This is a genomic window from Citrobacter freundii ATCC 8090 = MTCC 1658 = NBRC 12681, assembly GCF_011064845.1.
GTDB classification, from domain to species: Bacteria; Pseudomonadota; Gammaproteobacteria; order Enterobacterales; family Enterobacteriaceae; genus Citrobacter; species Citrobacter freundii.
In genome coordinates this window covers 4,758,108-4,776,639 of record NZ_CP049015.1, presented here as the reverse complement: position 1 = coordinate 4,776,639, position 18,532 = coordinate 4,758,108, and the positions used below count along the sequence as shown (strand labels likewise).

Here is an 18,532-nt window from a genome sequence, read left to right as displayed (position 1 = left end):
CCGGATGCGGCGCGTTAGCGCCTTATCCGGCCTACAAGACTACTGCAAATAAAACACTTCTTTTAGCTCTGCGCTGACCGGACTGTTGTCTGGGTTGGTCGGCATTACGTCGCGCATATGCTTCCACCAACGTTGGCAAACGTCGGTGCTGGCAACGGCATTCCAGCGTTCTTCGGACTCAATCTCAACGGTGGCGAACAGCAGATTGCGCGCCTGATCGAGATAAATCGCGTAGTGATGGGCGCCATGTTCTTTCAGCACTGTTTCCAGTTCTGGCCAGATGGGGTTATGACGACGCTGGTACTCAACGTGCGCGTCGGCATTCACCTGCATTATAAAGGCCTTGCGAATCATAACGCCTCCAGATACAGCTCGCGGACCTCGTCGCGGCTGGCGGTGCGCGGGTTGCACGGCGCACACGGATCGGCCAACGCTTTATCCAGCCAGCCCTCAATATCCTCTTTCGTCACGCCAAGTGAACTAAAGCCCGCAGGAATACCGACACGCTTGCTGAGTGCACGAATCGCGTTGATGGCCTCCATACTTGCCGCTTCATCGCTCATGTCACGGGTATCGACGCCCATCGCCTGCGCCACGCGGGCAAAGCGCGCCACGGCGTTTGGACGGTTAAAGTTTTCGATTACCGGCAGCAGGATGGCGTTGCAGACGCCGTGTGGCAGATTATGGGTTGCGCCCGGCTGGTGCGCCAGAGCATGCACCAGACCGAGACCAGCGCTGTTAAAGGCCATCCCCGCCAGATACTGACCAAACGCCATTTGCTCACGAGCGTCGAGATTATGACCGTCGTCGACCGCTTTTGGTAGCCACAGGTTGATCAGGCGAATCGCTTCCAGCGCGTTAGCGTCGGTGAGCGGATGCGCACCAACGGAAACATAGGCTTCCACCGCGTGGGTTAAGGCGTCCATACCGGTTGCGGCGGTGACGGATGCCGGAATGTCCAGCATGACGCTGGCGTCATCCACGGCGATATCCGGGATGATATTCGGGTCGATGATCACCTCTTTGACCTTACGGGCAGAGTCGATAATGACCGCGTTGCTGGTCATCTCTGCTGCCGTTCCGGCGGTGGTATTGATGGCGACCAGCGGTACACCTGCATTTTTCACTTTGCCTACGCCGGAGTAAGCGGTAGAAGGGCCGGGGTTGGCGGTCAGGATCTTCACCGCTTTAGCCGTATCGATCGGGCTACCGCCACCGAAGGCAATAATGTAGTCACATTCTGCGTTCTGATACGCCGCGAAACCTTTCTGCACCAGCTCTTCCGTCGGGTTTGGAAACACCTCATCAAACAGGTGGTAAGACATCTGATGTTCATCCAGCGCAGCAAACAGGCTATCCAGCAGGCCCAGCTTTACCAGTTGACCATCGGTGACGATCAGCGCTTTGCCCCATTGTTTATTCGCCACGAGGTTCGCCATATCGGCAATCGCGCCGGCGCCATGCAGGCTAATTTTTGGCAGTGCCAACATAAAGCTCATCATTATTCTCCTTACAATGCCAGTGCGCTTGCCAGCGGCGTCACACCAAAACGTTTGCCGAGTGCGACCAGTTCTTCACGCGTGATGGTCTGCTTTATACCGCCCATCGAGTAAATCTTGACCAGAACCTCAGCGGATTTCTCTGCGGTATCGATCAAACCGAACGCTTCGTCGAGGGTGGGTCCACTGCCGAACACGCCGTGGAATGGCCACAGTACCAGCGAGTGTTTCTGCATTTCCTCGGCGGTCGCCTGACCAATTTCATCTGTACCTGGCACCATCCACGGCAGAATGCCAACGCCATCCGGGAACACCACCAGGCACTCGGTACTGCCTTCCCACAGCTTGCGGGTAATCAGCGCGGTGTTGTTTTCCAGCACGTAGGTCAGAGCAATCAGGTTGGTGGCATGGCAGTGCATGATCACGCGGTCTTTACCGTTCGTCGCTTTAATGCGTTCGCAGTGAGAGAGGAAGTGAGCCGGCAGTTCAGAGGTCGGTACGGCCTCGTGAGTCAGGCCCCAGAGGATGTGGTAGCCCGCACCGTCGCTGTCGATTTTCACCACGCCCAAATTGGCTGCTGGATCGAGCTGGACGTTGCGGAAAAATTTCCCCGAACCGGTGACGATAAACGGCGTATTCGCCAGCAGCGGCATCGGCTGACTCAGCGCGATATAGCGTGGTTTTTCGTGGAAATCGGCGCTAAATGGCGCGATATCTGCTTCATCAAGACGCAGCGTCAGGTTACCGCCGTTACGCTCGTCCCAGCCTTTCAGCCACGCATCAGAAGTGGCTTTGATCATCCCCTGGACGAACCAGGAAGTAGTAATGTTTTGCATGTTCGGTGTTCCTGTTTATTGCCCGAACGTTATCGGGTCTTACGTAGGCCGGATAAGCGAAGCACCATCCGGCAATCGTGTTTCATTCATTGCCGGATGGCGACGCGGGGCGTCTTATCCGGCCTACAAGCCTGGCGTCACGGTTAGCTACGTTTGCTCAAAATCTCTTTTTCATAAGTGCGCACGCTATCCAGCCACTGGCTGCCCGCTGGCGTGTCGTGACGCTGGCAATACATCTCCCAGACGGCCTGCCACGGCAGCGATTTTTGCTCTTCCAGCAGGGCCAGGCGTGCGGTGTAGTCGCCGCTGGCTTCGAGCTGGCGCAGTTGCTCGGTCGGTTCTAACAGCGCGCGCAGCAGGGCTTTTTTCATATTGCGGGTACCGATCACCCACGCGGCGATGCGGTTAATGGAGGCGTCGAAGAAGTCGAGGCCGATGTGTACGCGGTCAAACAGGTTGTGGCGCACGATCTCGCTGGCAATCGCCTGCGTTTCATCATCCAGCAGCACCACGTGATCGCTGTCCCAACGCACTGGACGGCTGACATGCAGCAGCAGGCGCGGCACGTACAGCATGGCGGCGGAGATTTTGTCGGAAATCACTTCGGTCGGATGGAAATGACCCGCATCCAGACACAGCGCCGTCTGGCGACTGGTGGCGTAACCCATGTAGAACTCGTTAGAGCCCACGGTGTAGCTTTCCGCACCGATGCCAAACAGCTTGCTTTCGACGGCATCGATATGGTGCGCCGGGTCGAGTTTCTCGCTGATCACTTCGTCCAGCGCGTCCAGCAGACGCTGGCGCGGCGCTAAACGATCAACAGTGATGTCTTTCATGCCATCCGGGATCCAGATGTTCATCACTGATGGCGTACCCAACTGCTCGCCAAAATACGCCGAGACGCGACGGCTGGCTTTGCAGTGATCGATCCAGAACTGGCGAATGGTGTCATCGGCGTGGGCCAGCGTGAAACCGTCGGCGCTCAGCGGGTGTGAGAAGCAGGATGGGTTGAAATCCAGTCCTAACTGATTCGCTTTCGCCCACTCCACCCAGTTTTTAAAGTGCTCAGGTTTGATTTGATCGCGGGCAACCGGCGTATCAGATTCCAGATAGATCGCGTGCAAATTCAGACGTTTTGGACCCGGAATCAGGCTCAGCGCCTGCTCCAGATCGGCCCGCAGTTCGGTGGCGTTACGCGCTTTACCCGGATAGTTACCGGTAGCCTGAATACCGCCAGTGAGCGAACCTTCCGGATTTTCGAAACCGGCGACATCATCGCCCTGCCAGCAGTGCATGGAGACCGGCAGACGATCGAGCTGGCGTAAGGCCGCCTCGACATCAATGCCTACCGCGGCAAAACGCAGTTTTGCCAGTTCCCAGGCTTGTTCAAGTTGAGTGGTCATGCGCAAAGCTCCTTTGTCTGTCGTAGTGATTGAAACTGCGCCTGGTAGCGGGCAATTTCACTTTCAGGATTGGGAATGAAGGTGGTCAGTTCGTAGTTAGCGCGCACCACCTGACGGAAATCATCAACGTTGTTCAGCTCGTCCAGCGTCATCAGCTGGATGCCAATATTGCCGAGCGTGGAGGCCTCAATTGGCCCGGACATCACGCGAATACCGCAGGCATCCGCGCACAACTGGTTCAGTAAGGTGTTCTGGCAGCCGCCACCGACAATGTGCAGTTGGCTAAATGCTGCACCACGCAGTTGTGCCAGCTCTTGCAGGATGTCGGCGTACAGCAACGCCAGGCTGTCGAAGATACAGCGCGCCAGTTCGGCGTTTTGCAGGGGTACGGGTTGGCCTGATTCACGGCATGCTGCCTGAATTTCTGCACTCATATCGTCGGGGTTGATAAAGCGATCGTCGTTCGGGTTTATCAGGAATTGACAAGCCGGCAGCGCTTGCGTTTGGCTGATAAGCGTTGGCAGGTCGGAAATCTGGCGCTCTTTTAATACGCGCTGGAGCAGCCACAGCCCCATAATATTTTTCAGGACACGGTAGCGCCCTTCCGCGCCGCCTTCGTTGGTGATATTCGCCGCCAGTGCCGCATCGTTGGTATACGGCGTTCTGCTCTCAAAGCCCATCAGCGACCAGGTCCCGGAAGAAAGATAGGCGCTGTTTTTGTCGGCCAGCGGAGAAGCAATGACCGCGCTGGCCGTGTCGTGACTGGCGACGGCTACGACCGGAATTTGATTTTTCTGCGGGCAAATCCAGTGACCAATTACGTTCCCCGGATGCGTCGGACGACCAAACCAGGCTTTGTCTGCTCCGGTCCACGCCAGCAGAGTGTCATCCCAGTCGTCGGTATTAATATTGACTAACTGGGTGGTGGTGGCATTGGTGTATTCCCAGTTCATTTTGCCGGTCAGGCGAAAGCTGAAGTAGTCGGGGATCAGCAGGGCATGGGCCACCTGCGGGAGCAGTTCTGGCTGTTGTTCAACCAGCGCACGCAACTGATACAGGGTGTTAAAGGGCAGAAACTGAATGCCGCTACGGCGGTAAATTTCACCTTTACCCGGCTGCGCCATCGCTTGCGCCATAATGCCGGTCGTGCGGCTGTCACGGTAAGAGACCGGCAGACCGACACGTTGACCGACGTTATCGATCAGAACGTAATCCACGCCCCAGGTATCAATGCCGATGCTGTCTATCCGAATGCCTTCATCGCAGACTTTTTTCAGGCCAAGACGAATATCGTTTTCCAGGCTGTCGATGTCCCAGGTGTCAAAACCGTCTGTTTTTTGCAGGCAGTTCACGAAGCGGTGGATTTCACGCAGCGTCAGGGTGCGGTGTTCACTGTTGTAACGCGCCAGCATTACGCGCCCACTGGATGCGCCGAGATCGACTGCGACACAATGGCGAAAAGTCATAGCGAGGTCCTTCTGAGTTTTATTGCACTCAGTCTAAGAACCCCAGATAACGCGTACCTTCTTGACAGTGACAGCCACAATTAGCGGCTGGCAACATGGCAAAGGTGAACGTGATGCTGTTCACAATTTCTATTAATAGGGTCGGTTTTAGCGGATGTGACGTCTTCCGCAATTCCCGATCTTTCCCGCCATTTCTTGAAGAATTGACCGTGTTTACGCACTTTGGCGTCAAAAATTTAAGGTGAGGGTGATAACCCTTAATTACTATTCAGCCATGTTCATTTGATCGGGAAGGATGTCATCATGACGATATTGCATTGCGTGGATTTTTTTCCGACAGGTAAAGCGCCAGTGGCTATTGAACCGCGGCTTCCTCAACCTGCGTTTCCAGAACATCATCATGATTTTCATGAAATTGTGGTGGTCGAACATGGAACGGGGATCCATGTGTTCAACGGACAGCCTTACACCATCAGCGGCGGTACGGTGTGTTTCGTTCGCGATCATGACCGGCATTTATATGAACATACTGACAATCTGTGCCTGACCAATGTGTTGTATCGCTCCCCGGATGCGTTTCAATTTCTGGCTGGGCTGAATCAGCTTTTACCTCAGGAACAGAATGGGCAGTATCCTTCGCACTGGCGGGTGAATCAGGGTGTGTTGCAGCAGGTTCGACAACTGGTGGGGCAGATGGAAGCGCTCGGTGAGGGGATGGATACACCAACGGCGGCAAATCGCGAGATCCTGTTTATGCAGTTGCTGGTGCTGCTGCGTAAAAGCAGCCTGATGGAAGCAGCGACCGATAACGACGCGCGGCTTAACCTCCTGATGGCGTGGCTGGAAGATAACTTTGCCGACGAGGTATGTTGGGAGGCGCTGGCCGAGAAGTTTTCCCTCTCTTTGCGTACTCTGCATCGCCAGCTCAAACAGCAAACCGGATTGACGCCGCAGCGCTACCTTAACCGCTTGCGGCTGATCAAGGCTCGGCATCTGCTTCGTCACAGTGATGATAGCGTGACAGACATCGCTTATCTCTGCGGATTCGGCGACAGTAACCACTTTTCGACGCTTTTTCGCCGTGAGTTCAAGTGGTCGCCACGCGATATTCGTCAGGGGCGCGATCTCGTTGTGGCAAGCAGCCTCCAGTAACGCGAAAGCTATCAACGTTTTTTATCGCCGAATCTCAGATAATCATGTTCCTTAACGCCGGATGGCGGCTACGCCTTATCCGGCCTACAGATTACGTGACACGTAGCCGCCACCCGGCAGGGAATATTGTGATGGCGAACCATCTGGTCCTTCTGAAATCAGACTTTTTTGCGCATGAACAGCAGGCTGTCGCCGTAGCCGATCGTTATCCGCAGGATGTCTTTGCTGAGCATACCCATGAGTTTTGCGAGCTGGTTCTGGTCTGGCGCGGTAATGGCCTGCATGTCCTTAACGATCGCCCGTACCGGATAACCCGTGGCGATCTGTTTTACATTCGCGCCGAAGACAAACATTCCTACACTTCCGTTAACGACCTTGTGCTGCAAAATATCATCTACTGCCCGGAGCGGTTGACGCTGAATGTTGACTGGCAAGGGGCGATCCCCGGATTTGATGGTGCGCCGAGGCACCCGCACTGGCGACTCGGTAGCGTTGGCATGAGCCAGGTCAGACAGGTGATAAGCCAGCTTGAGCATGAAAGTAATCAACGTGATGCGCAGGCTTTTACCATGGCTGAGCTGCTGTTCGGGCAACTGGTGACCCACCTTAAGCGGCATCGTTATGCCACGGATACGCTCCCGGCGACGTCGAGCGAAACGCTGCTGGATAAACTGATCACCGCGTTAGCCGGTAGCCATGAGCATGCGTTCGAACTGAATAAGTTTTGCGAGCGCGAACGGTGCAGCGAGCGCGTTTTGCGCCAGCAGTTTCGCAGCCAGACCGGCATGACCATCAACCAGTATCTCCGCCAGGTGCGGGTTTGCCATGCGCAGTATCTGCTCAAACATAGTCGGTTGATGATTAGTGAGATTTCCATGCGCTGCGGCTTTGAGGACAGTAACTACTTTTCGGTAGTGTTCACGCGCGAAACCGGGATGACGCCGAGCCAGTGGCGTCATCTCAGCACCCAACATGATTAGCTGGCCATTCCCAGACCCACAATGTTTGCCGCGACAATGATCACCACGCAGCCAAGGCTTAGCACACTTACCGGACGGCGACCCGCGTTTTTCCACTCTTTCAGCACCAGCCCGACAATCCCGCCGCACAGAACATAGAAGCTCATGTGCAGCATCCAGCTTACATAATCATATTGAGCCGGAATACGCGCGTGGCCCCAGGCGTAGAAGAAGAATTGCAAATACCACATCAGGCCACCAAGCGCAGACAGCAGCACGTTGGTGATAATCAGTGGCTTGGCTAACGAGAAGTCGGCTTTTATCGACAAGTTTTTCACTTTTGCCAGACGAATGAAGCAAAAGCCCAGGTTGACTAACGCGCCGCCGCCCATGATAACCACGTAGCTGGGCAGGGCGACATACAATGGATCGACACCCAGCGCGGCGGCGGCATCGTGCATTGGTTTAGCGGCGTTCATCGCAAATGACATCCCGGCGGAGAAAATGCCGCACATGACCGCCAGAACCAGCCCTTTTTTCAGGTTGAACTCTTCCGCTTTGATGCCCATTTTGCGTTCTTTTAACTGACCGGCCCGAGTCACAATACCGACGCCAATCAGCGCGACCAGTACGCCAAGCAGCGTCATGCGTCCGCCGGAAGTATTGATCAGCACATCAAAGTTGCCGTTGATAATTGGGGTCATCAGCGTGCCGACAATCAACGTAATCCCAATTGCAATGCCGATCCCCATCGACATACCGAGATAGCGCATGGTCAGACCATAGTTGATATTGCCAATCCCCCACATCGCGCCGAACAGAAACACCGGAGCCAGCGTAGAGAGGCTGAAAGAACTGAAGTAGGCCCAGAAATTGGGAAGCAACATGGCGCTAATGGTCCATGGCAGGATAAGCCAAGAGACGATCCCGCCAACCGACCACATCGTTTCCCATGACCAATGTTTGACTTGTTTGAACGGGGCATAGAAACAGGCGGCACTGGCTGCGCCTATCAAATGCCAAAAGATACCCATCGTAATCGCGTTACTCATGACTTAATCCTCGTTATTTTTTATCGTCGGTAATGACCCCTCCGACCAAACGAGTTTAAAAATTACGCAGGATGTTAACCTTTTAACGATTGCCGCCATTTTGCGCATGTTGGCAATCATCACGTTAACTGGGTGATTCGGTTCACATCTTTAGCAATCAACATGCGCTATTAAAACCTTGTAAAAAGTACGGCATTGATAATCATTTTCAATATCATTTAATTAACTATAATGACCCAACTGCTTACGCGGCGTTAACACAGGCCGCCCGACAATACTGGAGATGATTATGAGTTATACACTGCCATCCCTGCCGTACGCTTATGATGCCCTTGAACCGCACTTCGATAAGCAGACGATGGAAATCCACCATACCAAACACCACCAGGCTTACGTAAACAACGCGAACGCTGCGCTGGAAAGCCTGCCAGAATTCGCCAGCCTGTCCGCTGAAGAGCTGATCACCAAACTGGATCAACTGCCAGCAGACAAGAAAACCGTACTGCGTAACAACGCGGGCGGTCACGCTAACCACAGCCTGTTCTGGAAAGGCCTGAAAACCGGTACTACGCTGCAGGGTGACCTGAAAGCGGCTATCGAACGTGACTTTGGCTCCGTTGACAACTTCAAAGCTGAATTTGAAAAAGCAGCGGCAACCCGCTTTGGCTCCGGCTGGGCGTGGCTGGTGCTGAAAGGTGACAAACTGGCTGTTGTTTCCACCGCCAACCAGGATTCCCCGCTGATGGGTGAAGCTATCTCTGGCGCTTCCGGTTTCCCAATCGTGGGCCTGGATGTTTGGGAACACGCTTACTACCTGAAATTCCAGAACCGTCGCCCGGACTACATCAAAGAGTTCTGGAACGTCGTGAACTGGGACGAAGCTGCCGCGCGTTTCGCAGCAAAAAAATAAATTCTATGCTTTAACGAAGCCCTGCAAGCGATGCTTGTGGGGTTTTTTTGTGATCAAACTCAATATAAAAACAATGATCCACTTAAATTGAAACAAGGTTTTATTATGCGAGTGGGATCACTTTTATAGTCTCTATGAATGTCTATCTTCTTTTCATCAAGACGGGCGCATCTCAAAGCAAGATGCAATCGCCCATAAAAATTGCCCCATTTTTATGTCTACAGGTGATGGAAATGCAGATCAAACGTACGATAGAGAAAATCCCAGGCGGTATGATGCTGGTGCCGCTTTTCCTGGGCGCGTTGTGTCACACCTTTTCCCCCGGCGCCGGGAAATACTTCGGCTCCTTTACCAACGGTATGATCACCGGTACGGTACCTATCCTGGCGGTCTGGTTCTTTTGCATGGGGGCGTCGATCAAGCTAAGCGCCACCGGCACCGTGCTGCGTAAATCAGGTACGTTAGTCATAACCAAGATTCTGGTGGCGTGGGTGGTTGCAGCGATTGCCTCACGCATTCTGCCGGAACATGGCGTAGAGGTCGGATTCTTCGCTGGGTTGTCTACGCTGGCGCTGGTGGCCGCGATGGATATGACCAACGGCGGGTTGTATGCCTCGATTATGCAGCAGTACGGCACCAAAGAAGAGGCTGGGGCGTTTGTCCTGATGTCGCTGGAGTCTGGCCCGCTGATGACCATGGTGATTCTGGGAACTGCCGGGATCGCGTCGTTTGAACCGCACGTATTTGTTGGCGCAGTATTGCCGTTCCTGATTGGTTTTGCGCTGGGTAATCTGGATCCTGAGCTGCGGGAATTCTTCAGTAAGGCCGTGCAGACGCTGATCCCGTTCTTTGCCTTCGCATTAGGTAACACCATTGATTTGAGCGTGATTGCTCAGACCGGCGTGCTGGGTATTCTGCTGGGCGTGGCAGTGATTATCATCACTGGTATTCCATTGATTATCGCCGATAAACTGATTGGTGGTGGCGATGGTACGGCGGGGATTGCGGCTTCCAGTTCTGCGGGGGCGGCGGTTGCTACGCCTGTGCTGATTGCTGAAATGGTTCCGGCATTTAAACCGATGGCACCGGCAGCAACTTCCCTGGTCGCCACGTCGGTGATTGTGACCTCCATTCTGGTGCCGATTATCACGTCTATCTGGTCGAAAAGGGCCAAAGCAAGGGCGGCAGAAATTGATCTTCGTGGCACCGTGAAGTAAGTCTCTTAAGCCGGATGGTCTGCACCATCCGGCTTAATTATTTACCCTTTGACGACAAACACCTCATCGATTGTTCTACACTCACTCTCGTTCAACTCTCCACCGGCATTACGTGACACGCCGGAGCAATAGCCAAACTTACGCGATACCACGGTTTTGATGGTGGTGACAAAATCTTCGCCGATGGCATAGATGGACATGTAGGTGCCAATCTGGTCCTGAATATCGCGAAGCGCTGCCAGGTCGCCCTGTTTAAACGCTTCCCGCGCGCTGACAAACAGTTCCGGCATGACGTTGTTCAACCCTGAAATAATCCCTGCGCCACCTGCCAACAGGTTGGGAATATAGTATTCGTCGTAGCCGGACAGCACGGCAAAATCCTTCCGCACGGCGCGGGTGGTCTGAATCATACTGCGGGTATGAGACTGGCAGTCGACGGTGTCTTTGATACCAGCGAAATTCGGGAACTCAGCGGCGAGGGAGGCAACCAGCTCGGGGGTTAAATCGCAGCCGGTGCGTGCCGGGAAGTTATAGGCAAACCATTTGCCGCTGAGTTTCTGCCCCAACTGACGGAAGTAGCTCAGCAGCTGTTTCGCCGTTTGTCCGTAGTAGTAGGGCGGCAGGATCATCACGGCATCGTAACCTGAGCGATACGCTTCCTGCGCCATCAACAATACATCATTCTGGCAGGTGGATGAGACGTTGGCGACCATCTTCAGCGAGCTCATGGCGCGGGCCTCGCGGATCAGCAGCAGCCTTTCTTCGAGCGTAAAGGAAGCAAATTCCCCGATGCTGCCCATCAGCAAAATCACGTCGATTTTGGCCTCGGTAAGGCGTTTGAGATGCTGGCTTAGACCGTTGAGATCGATCTTACCGTCATTGTCCATTGGCGTAATGGAAGGACACCAGACGCCAGCAAATTGCGATTGATCAGTCACGTTGTCGACTCCTTATTTGAAATGATGTTTCAAAACCAGCTTACATTGATAGCATGTGTCCCTAAGTTTCATGTGAACCGTGCTCTCATTTTGAGCGACTGGGGTAAAATAAATGTGGTGTAATGGGGGAAATTTATCGGGAGAGGGAACAGATGCGATATCCGGTCGATGTTTTTACGGGCAAAGTTCGGGACTACACGGGAAGCCGTCCCAGCGCGATTGCTAAAGTCCAGATTGACGGCGAGCTGATGCTGACCGAACTGGGGCTGACGGGAGATGAACAGGCGGAAGCGAAAATTCATGGCGGGCCGGATCGCGCGCTGTGTCACTATCCGCGTGAACACTATCAGCACTGGAGACAAGCGTTTCCGGAGCAGGCGGAGCTATTTGTCGCGCCCGCGTTTGGTGAGAACCTCTCTACTGAGGGGCTGACTGAAGAGAATGTGTATATTGGTGACATTTTCCAGTGGGGAGAGGCGTTGATTCAGGTCACACAGCCGCGCTCGCCGTGCTTTAAGTTGAATTTCCATTTTGGCATCAGCGATATGGCCTGCCAGATGCAGGATGCAGGTAAGACGGGCTGGCTGTGCAGCGTCGTCGCGGCAGGGCTGGTATCTGCAGACGCGCCGTTGATCCTGGCGTCACGCGTGAGCGACGTCAGCGTGCGGGAGGCAATTGCTATCGCCTGGCATATGCCGTTTGATGATTCGCAATATCACCGTTTACTGTCGGCTGCCGGGTTATCAAAAAGTTGGACCAGAACGATGCAAAAGCGTCGTTTAAGCGGCAAGATCGAAGACAATTCCCGCCGTTTGTGGGGGAAATAATTCCCCCTGTCCGTGGAGGCCGGATGAGGCATTACGCCGCCATCCGGCAACACAGAGAGACTCAGGAACGCTTATACAACGGTAACCAAATTACCAGCCGTAAACCACCCAGCGGGCTGTCTTCGGCCTTCACCCAGCCACGATGCTGCTGGATTGCGGTTTCAACAATCGCCAGACCCAGACCTGTTCCGCCAGACTCGCGATCGCGCGCCTCATCGGTACGATAAAACGGACGGAAAATCTGTTCTCTGTCTTCAGGGCTTACACCTGGGCCATCGTCGTCCACGGTGATGGTAATCCCGTCGATATCCACCGCGAAGCCAACTTCAATCTTCGTATGTGAATAGCGCAGGGCATTGCGCACAATGTTTTCCAGCGCACTTTCCAACGCATTTGGGTTACCGTACAGCGGCCACGGGCCCGGCGGGAAATTCACCGTGAGCGATTTACCCATCTGCTCAGCTTCAAAGGCGGCGTTATCCAGCACTTCGCCCCAAAGCTGATTAGCTTTCACCGTTTCACTGACCAGCGCGTTTTTCTGCTGATTACGTGACATCACCAGCAGGTCGTTGATCATGCTGTCTAGTCGGTGTGCTTCTGTTTCAATGCGCTCCAGCTCTTTGCTCTCACCGCTACGACGGCGCAGCAGAGCGGTGCCCAGTTGCAGACGCGTTAGCGGTGTTCTCAGCTCGTGAGAGATGTCCGACAGCAGACGTTGCTGCGTGGTCATCATCCGTTCCAGCGCCGTCACCATCTGGTTAAAGCTGGCACCTGCCGCCAGAAACTCCTGCGGACCGGCTTCCAGCTCCGGATGTTGACGCAGGTTGCCCTGGGCCACTTCATCCGCCGCGTTTTTCAACTTACGCGCTGGTTTCGCCAGACTCCAGGCAAGCCAGAGCAATAGCGGAGAGCTGACTAACATGGTGACAATCAGCAATAACAGCGGTCGGTCAAACAGCAGGTTGATAAAGTCAGATTGTGAGCTGCTGGCTGGTCGAATGAGATACAGCTGGTAGTTATCTTCACCGTCTCTGACGGAGAAAGGCCCGACCATCTCAACGCGACCGTATTTTTTCTTTTGCGGATGGTCGGCGTTATCGGCCTGACCAATAAAGTTACGAATGATCTGCATTTCATTGCGTTCTGCGCCGATCACGCGTCCTTCCGTCGTAACAAGTAATAACCGCTGTCCTGGCGGCGCCCACTTGTCTATCGCCCGAAACAAGCGACGCCACCACATCAAATCGTTGGGTGGATCGTTCGCCAGTTCAGCTTCAACGTGTTGCTCAATCATTAACCCCTGGCGCTGCTCGCTGTCCAGTAGCTCGGTCATCTGGCGTGAGTCGAGCTTGGGTAACATCAGTACCAACATCAACACCAGTGCCAGCGTCAACCAGAAGATGGCAAAGATGCGCGCGGTTAAGCTCCCTATCATGAAGCGGAAACCATCAGGTAGCCGCGACCACGCAGGGTTTTAAACCACGGGTGTCCGTCTTTACGCTCTGGCAGCTTACGACGCAGGTTCGAGATATGCATATCGATAGCGCGATCGAAAGGCGTCAGGCGTTTACCCAGCACTTCCTGGCTCAGGTGCTCACGCGAAACCACCTGACCGAGATGCTGTGCCAGCAAATAAAGCAGGGTGAATTCGGTACCGGTTAACTCCAGAATTTGCCCGTCAAAGCTGGCTTCCTGGCGACCCGGATTAAGGCTTAACGCATCTACTTCCAGAGTCGGCGAGCCGTTATCGCTGTTCTGCTGCTGTTCGCTCCAGTGTGAGCGACGCAGAATAGCGCGGATGCGCGCGACCAGTTCACGGTCGTTAAACGGTTTGGGTAAATAGTCGTCCGCGCCCAGCTCAAGGCCAAGTACGCGATCCAATTCGCTGCCGCGAGCGGTCAGCATGATTACGGGTGTCTGGTGTGTCTGACGAAGTGCTTTCAGCGTATCAATGCCGTTTTTCTTCGGCATCATGACGTCGAGCAAAAGTAAATCGATGCTGTCATCCAGAAGCTCAAGCGCCTGTTCCCCATCATAGGCAACCAGCACATCGAAACCTTCCATTTCGAGCAACTCCTTTAACAGGGAAGTCAGCTCTCGGTCATCATCAACTAACAGGATTTTATTCATTGTTTACGTACCTCCGAGGCAGAAATTACGTCATCAGGCGTCGCTAATCTATGACTTTACGTTGTTTTACACCCCCTGACGCATGTTTGCAGCCCGAATCGTAAACTGTCTCTCGTTGAATCGCGACAGAAAAGATTTTGGGAGCAAGTGATGGGCAAAGTTAGCGCTGCCGTCATGGCCTCAACGCTGGCACTCAGTACATTTAGCCATGCAGCTGAAGTCGTCACAGGCGATCACTGGCACCTGGGTGAAGGCTCATCGCAACGTAGCGTTCAGAGCCACATGTTTGACGGTATCAGTTTAACCGAACATCAACGTCAACAGATGCGAGATTTAATGCAGCAGGCAAGACACGAACAGCCTCCTGTTAATGTTAGCGAAATGGAGACAATGCATCGCCTTGTCACCGCAGAGAAATTTGATGAAAGCGCAGTGCGCGCTCAGGCAGAAAGAATGGCGCAAGAACAGGTTGCCCGCCAGGTTGAAATAGCCAGGATCCGCAACCAGATGTATCGCCTGTTAACGCCCGAGCAGCAAGCGGTTTTAAATGAGAAACATGAACAACGAATGGAGCAATTGCGCGACGTAGCGCACTGGAAAAAAAGCTCATCGTTGAATTTATTGAGTAGTAGCAACTCACGTTCCCAGTAGTAACCCTGTTTTCCTTGCCATAGACACCATCCCTGTCTTCCCCCACATGATGTGGGGGTTTTTTTTGCCCAAAATTTGTCGCTCGGTTATTGCCTGACTGTTTTACTTCATCCGTTATACTAGCGGCATATTCTGGCTGGAGTGTTTATGAATCATACCTATGGGCGGCTGGTGAGCCGGGCGGCAATCGCGGCGACCGTGATGGCATCACTGTTACTTTTGATCAAAATTTTCGCGTGGTGGTACACCGGATCGGTCAGTATTCTGGCTGCACTGGTGGATTCTCTGGTGGACATCGCGGCGTCGTTAACCAACCTGTTGGTGGTGCGCTATTCGCTGCAACCGGCCGATGATGAACATACGTTCGGACACGGAAAAGCGGAATCACTGGCGGCGCTGGCGCAAAGCATGTTTATTTCCGGTTCGGCGCTGTTTTTATTCCTGACCGGGATTCAGCATCTCATCCAACCGACGCCGATGAAAGATCCCGGCGTTGGGGTGGTTGTCACCATCATTGCGTTAGTGTGTACAATCATTCTGGTCTCGTTTCAGCGCTGGGTAGTGAAGCGTACGCAAAGTCAGGCCGTTCGGGCAGATATGCTTCATTATCAGTCTGATGTTATGATGAACGGTGCGATTCTCATTGCGCTCGGGCTGGCATGGTACGGTTGGCATCGTGCGGATGCCTTGTTTGCGCTCGGGATTGGCATCTATATTTTATATAGCGCATTACGCATGGGGTATGAGGCAGTGCAATCTTTGCTGGATCGCGCTTTACCCGATGAGGAACGTCAGGAAATTATTGATATCGTGACGTCATGGCCTGGGGTCAGCGGCGCTCACGATCTTCGCACGCGGCAGTCAGGGCCGACCCGTTTTATTCAGATTCATTTGGAAATGGAAGATAATCTGCCGCTCGTTCAGGCGCATTTAGTGGCTGAACAGGTTGAGCAGGCAATTTTACGGCGTTTCCCGGGATCGGATGTCATCATTCATCAGGATCCCTGTTCAGTCGTACCCAAGGAAGGCAAGGTGTTTGAGCTTTCATAATTCGTTGTAAAAAGTGAACCGGGCCAGCATTTTGTGTATAAATTACCACCATTTGGCCTGACCTGAATCAATTCAGCAGGAAGTGATTGTTATACTATCTGCATATTCGTTGGATCGTTTCGATATGCGGAATCGACTTCCGGCAGCAGATTTCATTTTGCATTCCAAAGTTCAGAGGTAGTCATGATTAAGAAAATCGGTGTGTTGACAAGCGGCGGTGATGCGCCGGGCATGAACGCAGCAATCCGTGGTGTTGTACGTGCAGCGTTGACGGAAGGGCTGGAAGTCATGGGGATCCATGATGGCTACCTGGGTTTGTATGAAGACCGTATGGTCCAGCTTGACCGCTACAGCGTGTCCGACATGATCAACCGTGGCGGTACTTTCCTCGGTTCAGCTCGCTTCCCGGAATTCCGCGACGAAAACGTGCGTGCGGTGGCTATCGAAAACCTGAAAAAGCGTGGCATTGATGCGCTGGTTGTTATCGGCGGTGACGGTTCTTACATGGGTGCAAAACGCCTGACTGAAATGGGCTTCCCATGCATCGGTCTGCCGGGCACTATCGACAACGATATCAAGGGCACCGACTACACCATCGGTTACTTCACCGCTCTGGGTACTGTAGTAGAAGCGATTGACCGTCTGCGTGATACCTCTTCTTCTCACCAGCGTATTTCCATCGTTGAAGTGATGGGCCGCTACTGTGGCGATCTGACCCTGGCGGCTGCAATTGCCGGTGGTTGTGAGTTCGTAGTGGTTCCGGAAGTGGAATTCAGTCGCGACGATTTGGTTGCTGAAATCAAAGCGGGCATCGCGAAAGGTAAAAAACACGCAATCGTAGCGATCACTGAGCACATGTGTGACGTTGACGAACTGGCGCATTACATCGAGAAGGAAACGGGCCGCGAAACGCGTTCGACCGTGCTGGGTCACATTCAGCGTGGTGGTTCCCCGGTTCCTTACGATCGTATTCTGGCATCCCGTATGGGCGCATATGCTATTGAACTGCTGCTGGCAGGTCATGGCGGCCGCTGTGTCGGTATTCAGAACGAGCAACTGGTTCACCACGATATCATCGATGCTATCGAGAACATGAAGCGTCCGTTCAAAGGTGACTGGCTGGACTGCGCGAAAAAACTGTACTGATTGTTTTTTTGTTGCCCGGTGGCGCTTCGCTTACCGGGCCTACAGAGTGTACTCTTGTAGGCCGGATAAGGCGTAAGTCGTTATCCGGCACAACCTTCCTCATTTATTCCCCGAAGTTATAGCAAATCTTTTTTTATTCTTTAATGTTTGGATGCCTTTCTGGCACGCTTTGCTCATCACAACATCACATAAGAGAGCTGGGCGATGAACAAATGGGGCGTAGGGTTAACATTATTGCTGGCATCGACCAGCGTTCTGGCAAAGGATATTCAGTTACTTAACGTATCGTACGATCCAACACGTGAACTGTACGAGCAGTACAATAAAGCCTTCAGCGCGCACTGGAAGCAGGAAACGGGCGATAACGTCGTGATCCGCCAGTCACACGGCGGCTCTGGTAAACAGGCGACCTCTGTCATCAACGGTATTGAAGCCGATGTGGTGACGTTGGCACTGGCATATGACGTGGATGCCATTGCTGAACGTGGTCGAATTGATAAAAACTGGATTAAGCGCTTGCCGGATAACTCTGCGCCTTACACCTCCACCATCGTGTTCCTGGTCCGCAAAGGCAACCCCAAACAAATTCATGACTGGAACGATTTGATCAAACCGGGCGTGTCAGTGATTACACCAAACCCGAAAAGCTCAGGCGGCGCACGCTGGAACTATCTGGCGGCATGGGGCTATGCCCTGCACCACAACAACAACGATCAGGCCAAGGCACAAGACTTTGTGAAGGCCCTGTATAAAAACGTTGAGGTGCTCGATTCTGGTGCACGTGGCTCAACCAATACTTTCGTTGAGCGTGGTATCGGTGATGTGCTGATCGCCTGGGAAAACGAAGCGCTGCTGGCAACGAACGAGCTGGGTAAAGACAAATTCGAGATAGTGACGCCGAGTGAATCTATTCTCGCGGAGCCGACCGTTTCCGTGGTCGATAAAGTGGTGGAAAAGAAAGACACCAAAGCGGTGGCGGAAGCTTATCTGAAGTATCTCTACTCTCCGGAAGGCCAGGAAATTGCAGCGAAAAACTACTATCGTCCACGTGATACAGACGTTGCGAAGAAATACGAAAATGCATTTCCGAAGCTGAAGCTGTTCACCATCGACGAAGAGTTTGGCGGCTGGACAAAAGCGCAGAAAGAGCACTTCTCTAATGGCGGTACGTTCGACCAGATCAGCAAACGCTAAATAAGTCTGTGATTTACCGACCCGGTGGCCTAACGCGACCGGGTTTTTTATTTGTCATGGTTTTGCGTTACTCTTGCCCTTCAATGGGATACAGGAAACGCG

The 18,532-nt window shown here is 53.4% G+C and carries 18 protein-coding genes; 9 read left to right on the top strand and 9 right to left on the bottom strand.

Annotation, left to right across the window (positions count from 1 at the left end):
- Positions 1-39: 39 nt before the first annotated feature.
- The 5 genes from rhaM to rhaB all read right to left on the bottom strand — a co-directional run bounded on the left by rhaM (position 40) and on the right by rhaB (position 5,204).
- A complete protein-coding gene (gene rhaM / locus G4551_RS22865) occupies positions 40-354 on the bottom strand; it encodes an L-rhamnose mutarotase (RefSeq protein ID WP_003840461.1) in 315 nt (104 codons plus the stop codon).
- A complete protein-coding gene (fucO, locus tag G4551_RS22860; RefSeq protein ID WP_003840463.1) occupies positions 351-1,499 on the bottom strand; it encodes a lactaldehyde reductase in 1,149 nt (382 codons plus the stop codon). Before fucO ends, rhaM begins: the two co-directional genes overlap by 4 nt.
- Positions 1,500-1,510: 11 nt before the next feature.
- Positions 1,511-2,335, bottom strand: a complete 825-nt coding sequence (gene rhaD, locus G4551_RS22855; protein ID WP_003840465.1) for a rhamnulose-1-phosphate aldolase — start codon at positions 2,333-2,335, stop codon at positions 1,511-1,513.
- 143 nt (positions 2,336-2,478) lie between these two features.
- Entirely contained in the window at positions 2,479-3,738 is a 1,260-nt protein-coding gene (gene rhaA / locus G4551_RS22850) for an L-rhamnose isomerase (RefSeq protein ID WP_003028731.1), read from the bottom strand.
- Positions 3,735-5,204 carry a rhamnulokinase gene (gene rhaB, locus G4551_RS22845; RefSeq protein WP_003840470.1) on the bottom strand — a complete coding sequence of 490 codons (1,470 nt, stop codon included), beginning with the start codon at positions 5,202-5,204 and terminating at the stop codon, positions 3,735-3,737. Before rhaB ends, rhaA begins: the two co-directional genes overlap by 4 nt.
- A 303-nt stretch (positions 5,205-5,507) precedes the next feature.
- On the opposite strand from rhaB, the gene rhaS reads away from it, so the two are divergent.
- Together rhaS and rhaR are read left to right on the top strand one after the other, a co-directional pair.
- Positions 5,508-6,356, top strand: coding sequence for an HTH-type transcriptional activator RhaS (gene rhaS, locus G4551_RS22840; protein WP_003840473.1), 849 nt, complete (start codon positions 5,508-5,510; stop codon positions 6,354-6,356).
- Between the two features lie 131 nt (positions 6,357-6,487).
- Positions 6,488-7,336 (top strand): HTH-type transcriptional activator RhaR, encoded by an 849-nt coding sequence (gene rhaR, locus G4551_RS22835; RefSeq protein WP_003840475.1) that lies wholly within the window; start codon positions 6,488-6,490, stop codon positions 7,334-7,336.
- Here the strand turns inward: rhaR and rhaT are convergent.
- Positions 7,333-8,367 (bottom strand): L-rhamnose/proton symporter RhaT, encoded by a 1,035-nt coding sequence (gene rhaT, locus G4551_RS22830; RefSeq protein ID WP_003840477.1) that lies wholly within the window; start codon positions 8,365-8,367, stop codon positions 7,333-7,335. The two genes, rhaR and rhaT, sit on opposite strands and share 4 nt — an antisense overlap.
- Positions 8,368-8,656: 289 nt before the next feature.
- Here rhaT and sodA point away from each other — a divergent pair, with 289 nt between their 5' ends.
- Both sodA and kdgT read left to right on the top strand, forming a co-directional pair.
- Positions 8,657-9,277 (top strand): superoxide dismutase [Mn], encoded by a 621-nt coding sequence (sodA, locus tag G4551_RS22825; protein WP_003840480.1) that lies wholly within the window; start codon positions 8,657-8,659, stop codon positions 9,275-9,277.
- 233 nt (positions 9,278-9,510) lie between these two features.
- On the top strand, positions 9,511-10,494 hold the full coding sequence (gene kdgT, locus G4551_RS22820) for a 2-keto-3-deoxygluconate transporter (protein ID WP_003028743.1): 984 nt from the start codon (positions 9,511-9,513) through the stop codon (positions 10,492-10,494).
- A gap of 41 nt (positions 10,495-10,535) precedes the next feature.
- Here the strand turns inward: kdgT and G4551_RS22815 are convergent, their stop codons facing one another.
- Positions 10,536-11,432, bottom strand: coding sequence for a dihydrodipicolinate synthase family protein (locus tag G4551_RS22815; RefSeq protein WP_003840484.1), 897 nt, complete (start codon positions 11,430-11,432; stop codon positions 10,536-10,538).
- Between the two features lie 152 nt (positions 11,433-11,584).
- Here G4551_RS22815 and yiiM point away from each other — a divergent pair, with 152 nt between their 5' ends.
- Positions 11,585-12,259, top strand: a complete 675-nt coding sequence (gene yiiM / locus G4551_RS22810; RefSeq protein ID WP_003028749.1) for a 6-hydroxyaminopurine reductase — start codon at positions 11,585-11,587, stop codon at positions 12,257-12,259.
- A gap of 61 nt (positions 12,260-12,320) precedes the next feature.
- Here yiiM and cpxA read toward each other — a convergent pair whose 3' ends face one another.
- A complete protein-coding gene (gene cpxA, locus G4551_RS22805) occupies positions 12,321-13,694 on the bottom strand; it encodes an envelope stress sensor histidine kinase CpxA (protein ID WP_003840485.1) in 1,374 nt (457 codons plus the stop codon).
- Positions 13,691-14,389 (bottom strand): envelope stress response regulator transcription factor CpxR, encoded by a 699-nt coding sequence (cpxR, locus tag G4551_RS22800; protein ID WP_003028763.1) that lies wholly within the window; start codon positions 14,387-14,389, stop codon positions 13,691-13,693. Before cpxR ends, cpxA begins: the two co-directional genes overlap by 4 nt.
- A 150-nt stretch (positions 14,390-14,539) precedes the next feature.
- Here cpxR and cpxP point away from each other — a divergent pair, with 150 nt between their 5' ends.
- From cpxP to sbp, 4 genes are all read left to right on the top strand, one after another.
- On the top strand, positions 14,540-15,040 hold the full coding sequence (gene cpxP / locus G4551_RS22795) for a cell-envelope stress modulator CpxP (protein ID WP_003028767.1): 501 nt from the start codon (positions 14,540-14,542) through the stop codon (positions 15,038-15,040).
- A gap of 147 nt (positions 15,041-15,187) precedes the next feature.
- Positions 15,188-16,090 carry a CDF family cation-efflux transporter FieF gene (fieF, locus tag G4551_RS22790; protein ID WP_003028775.1) on the top strand — a complete coding sequence of 301 codons (903 nt, stop codon included), beginning with the start codon at positions 15,188-15,190 and terminating at the stop codon, positions 16,088-16,090.
- 183 nt (positions 16,091-16,273) lie between these two features.
- Positions 16,274-17,236: a 6-phosphofructokinase gene (gene pfkA / locus G4551_RS22785; protein ID WP_003028778.1), complete on the top strand. Its 963-nt coding sequence runs from the start codon at positions 16,274-16,276 to the stop codon at positions 17,234-17,236.
- 204 nt (positions 17,237-17,440) lie between these two features.
- Positions 17,441-18,430, top strand: coding sequence for a sulfate/thiosulfate ABC transporter substrate-binding protein Sbp (gene sbp, locus G4551_RS22780; RefSeq protein WP_003840489.1), 990 nt, complete (start codon positions 17,441-17,443; stop codon positions 18,428-18,430).
- The last annotated feature ends 102 nt before the right edge of the window (positions 18,431-18,532 follow it).

What these genes read in the sequence shown, in the direction of transcription:
- rhaB (WP_003840470.1), bottom strand. Translation starts at nt 5,204, where the DNA reads ATGACTTTTCGCCATTGTGTCGCAGTCGATCTCGGCGCATCCAGTGGG.
- sbp (WP_003840489.1), top strand. Translation starts at nt 17,441, where the DNA reads ATGAACAAATGGGGCGTAGGGTTAACATTATTGCTGGCATCGACCAGC.
- cpxA (WP_003840485.1), bottom strand. Translation starts at nt 13,694, where the DNA reads ATGATAGGGAGCTTAACCGCGCGCATCTTTGCCATCTTCTGGTTGACG.
- cpxR (WP_003028763.1), bottom strand. Translation starts at nt 14,389, where the DNA reads ATGAATAAAATCCTGTTAGTTGATGATGACCGAGAGCTGACTTCCCTG.
- kdgT (WP_003028743.1), top strand. Translation starts at nt 9,511, where the DNA reads ATGCAGATCAAACGTACGATAGAGAAAATCCCAGGCGGTATGATGCTG.
- rhaA (WP_003028731.1), bottom strand. Translation starts at nt 3,738, where the DNA reads ATGACCACTCAACTTGAACAAGCCTGGGAACTGGCAAAACTGCGTTTT.
- rhaM (WP_003840461.1), bottom strand. Translation starts at nt 354, where the DNA reads ATGATTCGCAAGGCCTTTATAATGCAGGTGAATGCCGACGCGCACGTT.
- rhaS (WP_003840473.1), top strand. Translation starts at nt 5,508, where the DNA reads ATGACGATATTGCATTGCGTGGATTTTTTTCCGACAGGTAAAGCGCCA.
- fucO (WP_003840463.1), bottom strand. Translation starts at nt 1,499, where the DNA reads ATGAGCTTTATGTTGGCACTGCCAAAAATTAGCCTGCATGGCGCCGGC.
- sodA (WP_003840480.1), top strand. Translation starts at nt 8,657, where the DNA reads ATGAGTTATACACTGCCATCCCTGCCGTACGCTTATGATGCCCTTGAA.
- yiiM (WP_003028749.1), top strand. Translation starts at nt 11,585, where the DNA reads ATGCGATATCCGGTCGATGTTTTTACGGGCAAAGTTCGGGACTACACG.
- cpxP (WP_003028767.1), top strand. Translation starts at nt 14,540, where the DNA reads ATGGGCAAAGTTAGCGCTGCCGTCATGGCCTCAACGCTGGCACTCAGT.
- rhaD (WP_003840465.1), bottom strand. Translation starts at nt 2,335, where the DNA reads ATGCAAAACATTACTACTTCCTGGTTCGTCCAGGGGATGATCAAAGCC.
- pfkA (WP_003028778.1), top strand. Translation starts at nt 16,274, where the DNA reads ATGATTAAGAAAATCGGTGTGTTGACAAGCGGCGGTGATGCGCCGGGC.
- rhaR (WP_003840475.1), top strand. Translation starts at nt 6,488, where the DNA reads ATGGCGAACCATCTGGTCCTTCTGAAATCAGACTTTTTTGCGCATGAA.
- fieF (WP_003028775.1), top strand. Translation starts at nt 15,188, where the DNA reads ATGAATCATACCTATGGGCGGCTGGTGAGCCGGGCGGCAATCGCGGCG.
- rhaT (WP_003840477.1), bottom strand. Translation starts at nt 8,367, where the DNA reads ATGAGTAACGCGATTACGATGGGTATCTTTTGGCATTTGATAGGCGCA.